At 34.9% G+C, this 5793-nt stretch carries 6 protein-coding genes and 2 tRNA genes; 7 read left to right on the forward strand and 1 reads right to left on the reverse strand.

Annotated features, from left to right (window positions below; translation table 11 throughout):
* The 4 genes from J5V48_RS09345 to J5V48_RS09360 form a co-directional block, all read left to right on the forward strand.
* A partial coding sequence (locus J5V48_RS09345; RefSeq protein ID WP_219938319.1) for a hypothetical protein occupies positions 1 to 219 on the forward strand: 219 nt, incomplete at its 5' end.
* A 62-nt stretch (positions 220 to 281) separates the two neighbouring features.
* Entirely contained in the window at positions 282 to 1562 is a 1281-nt protein-coding gene (murA, locus tag J5V48_RS09350) for a UDP-N-acetylglucosamine 1-carboxyvinyltransferase (RefSeq protein WP_219938320.1), read from the forward strand.
* A 1-nt stretch (position 1563) separates the two neighbouring features.
* Entirely contained in the window at positions 1564 to 2559 is a 996-nt protein-coding gene (gene murB / locus J5V48_RS09355; protein WP_219938321.1) for a UDP-N-acetylmuramate dehydrogenase, read from the forward strand.
* Positions 2544 to 3488: a biotin--[acetyl-CoA-carboxylase] ligase gene (locus J5V48_RS09360; protein ID WP_219938322.1), complete on the forward strand. Its 945-nt coding sequence runs from the start codon at positions 2544 to 2546 to the stop codon at positions 3486 to 3488. The genes murB and J5V48_RS09360 overlap by 16 nt, the downstream gene beginning before the upstream one ends.
* A 2-nt stretch (positions 3489 to 3490) precedes the next feature.
* Here the strand turns inward: J5V48_RS09360 and coaA are convergent, their stop codons facing one another.
* On the reverse strand, positions 3491 to 4438 hold the full coding sequence (coaA, locus tag J5V48_RS09365; protein WP_219938323.1) for a type I pantothenate kinase: 948 nt from the start codon (positions 4436 to 4438) through the stop codon (positions 3491 to 3493).
* 99 nt (positions 4439 to 4537) lie between these two features.
* Here coaA and J5V48_RS09370 point away from each other — a divergent pair, with 99 nt between their 5' ends.
* The 3 genes from J5V48_RS09370 (at position 4538) to J5V48_RS09380 (ending at position 5665) form a co-directional block, all read left to right on the forward strand.
* Complete coding sequence (locus tag J5V48_RS09370; protein WP_219938324.1) at positions 4538 to 4906, forward strand: hypothetical protein; 369 nt, start codon at positions 4538 to 4540, stop codon at positions 4904 to 4906.
* A gap of 553 nt (positions 4907 to 5459) precedes the next feature.
* A tRNA-Tyr gene (locus tag J5V48_RS09375) sits at positions 5460 to 5544 on the forward strand.
* A 46-nt stretch (positions 5545 to 5590) separates the two neighbouring features.
* A tRNA-Gly gene (locus J5V48_RS09380) sits at positions 5591 to 5665 on the forward strand.
* Positions 5666 to 5793 lie beyond the last annotated feature (128 nt).

The raw sequence follows: 5793 nt of genomic DNA on the forward strand, positions 1-5793 counted from the left end.
GGTGCATCAAATTTAACAGAATTCTATTCTCTGTATAAAACATGCTTGCTTCACAACACTGATTTTAGAACATACATGAAGGCAGTCATTACAAAAATGATGCTTCATGTTAACGAGATTGAATTTGAAAAGGATGCTAAAGGAACAATTACTGGTTATAAAGACCATAAAATTTCCTCTGAGATCCTTGATAAATTGATGCCATGGAATATGGCTTAACAGGAAGGTCTGAAAATTTTATTTCAGACCATTTACAAATTTTTTGAGTAATAGGTACAAAAGTGACAGCTTTTAAAACAGCGAAATTTAAGATTCAAGGTGGCAAGCCGTTAGATGGAGAGGTTAAGATTTCCGGAGCTAAAAATGCAGCTTTGCCAATTCTCCTTTCAACAATTCTCACTTCAGATACAGTAGTATTAAAAAATGTTCCAGATTTAGCAGATGTAAAAACAAGTTTTAAACTCTTGCAGGATCTCGGAAAGCATTGCACATATGATGCTCAATCAGGTGAAGCAGTTATTTCAGGCGCAGTTACAAGCTTTGTAGCATCTTATGAATTAGTGAAAACCATGAGAGCCTCTATTATGGCTTTAGGTCCTCTTGTTGCATTCTGTGGTCAGGCTGAAGTTTCCTTACCTGGAGGTTGCGCAATTGGAGCAAGACCAGTTGATTTACATATTAAAGGTCTTCAGGCTATGGGAGCACAGATCAAGCTTGATGATGGTTACATAAAGGCTACTGCTATAGGATCCGGACGACTTCAGGGTGGACATATTGTTATGGATAAAGTTTCAGTTACAGGAACTGAAAACCTAATGATGGCAGCATGTCTTGGAAATGGTACAACTATTATTGATAACGCTGCTTTAGAGCCTGAAATCGTAGATTTGGCACATTGCTTAAATAAAATGGGCGCCAAAATTAAAGGTGAAGGAACACCAAGACTTGAAATTGAAGGTGTTGAAAAACTTCATGGATGCGAGCATTCAGTTGTAGCAGATAGAATTGAAGCTGGTACATATCTGATTGCTGGTATTGCAACACATGGTGTTGTAACCTGCCTGAACACATTGCCATCATCACTTGAATCTGTTTTACAAAAATTAAGACAGGCAAATGCACTTATTACTGTTGATGGAACAAGTATCACTGCAGATATGAGAAATCGTCAGATTAAACCTGTTGATGTTGTTACCGCACCTCATCCTGGTTTCCCAACAGATATGCAGGCTCAAATGACTGTTTTAAATACCCTTTCTGACGGTGTAAGCTCTGTTACAGAGACTATCTTTGAGAATAGATTTATGCATATAGCGGAGCTTATTCGAATGGGGGCACACATTGAAATAAGAGGTAATACTGTGATTTGTGAAGGTGTACCTCAACTTAAAGGTGCACAGGTAATGTCATCCGATCTAAGAGCTTCAGCATCATTGGTTATTGCAGGTCTTGCTGCAGAAGGTACTACTATTGTTGACAGAATCTATCATATGGATAGAGGATATGAACACATCGAAACAAAAGTAGGAAGTCTTGGCGGAATAATCGAAAGAATATATTAGTATGTTTGATTTAAGTCCCTATAACACATTTGGTTTAAAAGTTAAGTCAAAAGATGGCTTGATTGTAAATGACGTCGCGGATTTGAGACGAGTTCATTCAGAAAACATAATTGTTCTTGGTCAAGGATCAGACGTTCTTTTTACTGATGATTTTGATGGGACAGTACTAATAAATAATATTAAGTCGCTGAATATAGATTTTGTTGATGGAAAGTACATCGTAAAAGTTGGAGGCGGTGTAAATTTCGATCAGTTGATAGTTTCTTTGATCGAAAAGAGGATTTTCGGTTTAGAAAATCTGTCATATATTCCTGGTACTGTTGGTGCTTCTCCTGTACAAAATATTGGAGCTTATGGCATTGAAATAGGCGACTATATAAAAGAAGTTACAGCTTATGATCTTCAGCGACACATTATTCAGACATTCTCAAAAGAAGAGTGTGAGTTTGGATACAGAACATCGTATTTTAAAACTCATAAGAGCAGAAGATTATTTATAACAAGTGTGACTTTTGAATTAAGCTCTGAATTCAAACCTAAATTGGTTTATCAGGGATTAAAAGACGAAAACTTCGTAAATGCACAGGAACTTCGCGATAAGGTAGTTGAATTAAGAAGAACAAAATTACCTGATCCTAGATTGGTAGGAAACGCTGGTTCTTTTTTTAAAAATCCTATTGTAAGCAAGGAATTTGCTGAGAAATTAAAAAAAGAATATGAAACACTACCTGTATATCCATATGATGAGAACAATTGCAAACTTCCTGCAGGATATTTGATAGAACATGCAGGATGTAAGGGTATTACACACGGTAATGTTGGAACTTGGGAACATCAGGCTTTAGTAATCGTAAATAGGGGCAATGCAAAACCTCATGAGGTAGTGGCATTAGCAAAATACATTATAGCCGAGGTTTATAGAAAGTTCGGGGTAAATCTAGAGCCTGAAGTTAGAACATATGGAAGAACAGGAGAAGTTTCTTGGGATACCCTGTAGGTTATTTAGCAATTATCAAACTGCTAAACTCATCGAAAAATCTTTCATATAAAATTGCAGATTTATGTGAAGAGCTAACAATTAAAAAAGAGGATGTTCTTTTTGCGATTAAGGAATTTAATAAGCTTTTTAATCTAGTCGAAAAAAAAGAAGAAACTCTCATCTTAAAAAGAAAACTAGATCTTCTTGATGAAGATCTGATATTTAAGCAAATTGTAGGCGCAGGTAGAGTATTAGTTTTAGAATCTGTTGATTCAACAAATACCTATACACTCAAAAATACTACAAATGTCATTTCAGGTGACACCGTATTCGCTGAAATTCAAACAGCTGGTAGAGGTCGAAGGGGAGGCAAATGGATATCAGGCTTTGCCCGCCAGTTGACCTTTTCCACATCATATATATTTGATAATGTTGTAAAAATTCAAGGATTGTCGATTGGTATAGGTGTAGCCGTCGCAAACGCAATTGAATCTTTTGGTATTAATGGAATAAAAATCAAATGGCCAAATGACATTTATATCAATGATTGTAAAGTTGGTGGAATTCTTATTGAAGTTGCAACAGATGGTAGCAAAGTAAAAGCAGTAATTGGTGTTGGATTGAATGTATATACTGATAATCTTGCAGTTACAGACAGACGGTACTGCTCCTTAGCAGAAGGGCCATCTGACACTTTTAACAGAAATCTCTTAGCAACTGCACTCATAAATTCAATAAAAGATGTTTGTTTTTCATTTTTAAACAATGACAGAGATAAAATTCTTACAGAATTTAATCAAAGAGATTATTTAAAAGGAAAACAGATATCAATTCAGACGGAACAGGGAATTGTTCAAGGTGTAGCTTATGGTATTGATTCAACTGGCGCTATCCTATTAAACACCGGTGAATCAATATGTTCTGTAAATGTTGGTCATATACTATAGACTTACTTTCTCAAGTATATTTCTTCTATATGATGATCTTCTCCTTTCTTTAGAATAAGGTTAGCTCTATTTCTGCAAGGAAGAATGTTCTCAATCAGATTGACGTGATTAACGGCTTCCCAAATAAGTTTTGCGATACTTTCTGCGTTCTCGTCTGGAAGATTAGCGTATTTATTAAAGTAGCAGTTAGGATCTGAGAAAGCTTGTTCTTTTAGCTTTAGGAATCTGTCAACATACCATTTCATTAGGTGTTTTTCATCGGCATCTACATAAATAGAGTAATCAATATAATCTGAAATAAATGCTTTTTTTCTGTATTCTGGGTATTCAGTTCCGTCCTGAAGAACGTTCACTCCTTCTAAAATCAGAACATTCGGCCTGTCAACGATAGTGTACTGGTTAGGAACGATATCGTATGTAAGGTGGGAATACACAGGAACCTTTAAATTTGATTTTCCTTCTTTTATATCAAGGAGAAAATTGATAAGTCTTTTTACATCATAAGATGCAGGAAAGCCTTTCTTGCCAAGAAGCATTGTCTTCTCAAGATAATCATTTGGATAAAGAAAACCGTCTGTTGTAATCATTGATACTTTTGGTTTACAAGGCCAGTTCTCAATGAGAGCTTTTAAGAGTTTTGCTGTGGTTGTTTTTCCAACAGATACTGATCCTGAAATTGAAATAATAAAAGGAACCTGATCCATTGGGGAACCTAGGAATTTCTGTATGATAGCTAATCTGTCATGTCGGCTCAGATAATACATTCTGAGAAGACTTGAAAGAGGAAGATAAATATTTTTTACTTCATCTAGCGTTAGCTTATCGTTGAAAGCAAGATACTTACCAAGATCATCTTCTGTTAAATAGAGCTTTTCTGAAGCATCCTTAAATGAAGCCCATGTTTTAGGATCAAATTTAACAAAGGGAGAGTTGATCTCTGTATCTAACATAATGGTAAACTCTAATATAATTGCGATAGATGAATTTTAACAAAAAATATATAGAAAAGTGCTAAATATGCAGGCATGAGAGTAAAAAAGGTTTCAAATATGTTTATAGATCACTTTGATGGAAAAGAACTAAATAAAAAAGTATGGATTGAAACTTATCTTCCTCAGTGGAGTTCAAGAGATAAAACACGTCCAAGTTACAATATTAAGGACAGTGTTTTGTCATTATATATTTCAAATGATCAGAAACCTTGGAGTGAAGAGTATAACGGTGATATAAGGGTATCAAATCTGCAGACAGGTGTATTTTCAGGTCCAGTAGGTTCATCTATTGGACAGCATCATTTTTCAGATAACCTGATAGTAAGAGAAGAACAAAAAGAAGAGTTTTTACTGACACCATGGTATGGTTCAATTGAAATCAAATGCAGATGTTACATCTCTGAAGAAAATGTAGCTGCTTTATAGCTGATAAGGTCTTGAAAAAAAAGAAAACTAATCTTCAGAATTATGTTTATTTGAATTAAAAGTATGGAATATTAAAGATAAAAAGTCTGTAATTGGATATGGAATTAGAGCATTTAAAGATCCAAAACTAGTAAATGACTTTAATGAAGAAGAGTTTGATATTAATGTAGAGAACTGGAATATCTATAAACTCGATTTGAGAAAAAATGAAGTTATCTTTTATATAAATGGAAAAGAGATAAGAAGAATTACTCAAGCTCCAGATTACAAAATGCGTTAATGTTGAATCTATATGACCTAAGAACATCAAAAATGAAGAAAATAGATTTGAAATAGACTATAGAAAGATTATTTAACACAGGAATTGCAAAAATTCATGAGATTACAATAATGCGATAAATAAGCCATTTGTAAACTAAAAGGATAAGTGAGAGGAAAAAAAATTAAAAAAAAGTTAAATTTTTTTCTTGCAATATAAAAAAAATTTGATACTATATTCCTCGCTGTCAAACATGTCAGCACGAAATGATGGTCCGAGAAGGGCTAATCACTTGGAGGGGTTCCCGAGCGGCCAAAGGGATCAGACTGTAAATCTGCCGGCTCTGCCTTCGAAGGTTCGAATCCTTCCCCCTCCACCACTTGCCTAATAAGAAAAATTCTCCGATTAATCATTTAAAATTGTACGCGGGCATCGTATAATGGTTATTACCCAAGCCTTCCAAGCTTGTGATACGGGTTCGATTCCCGCTGCCCGCTCCAGTTATTTTTTCAACACTGAGAGCCTTTAATTCTCGTTTTTAATAGGATTGTAAAATGGCAAAAGAGAAGTTTGTCCGTGGTAAGACCCACGTAAACGTTGGTACCATTGGTCACGTTGATCACGGTAA

It is taken from the genome of Succinivibrio faecicola (assembly GCF_019448115.1).
GTDB lineage: Bacteria > Pseudomonadota > Gammaproteobacteria > Enterobacterales > Succinivibrionaceae > Succinivibrio > Succinivibrio faecicola.

What these genes read in the sequence shown, in the direction of transcription:
- murB (WP_219938321.1), top strand. Translation starts at nt 1,564, where the DNA reads ATGTTTGATTTAAGTCCCTATAACACATTTGGTTTAAAAGTTAAGTCA.
- coaA (WP_219938323.1), bottom strand. Translation starts at nt 4,438, where the DNA reads ATGTTAGATACAGAGATCAACTCTCCCTTTGTTAAATTTGATCCTAAA.
- J5V48_RS09370 (WP_219938324.1), top strand. Translation starts at nt 4,538, where the DNA reads ATGTTTATAGATCACTTTGATGGAAAAGAACTAAATAAAAAAGTATGG.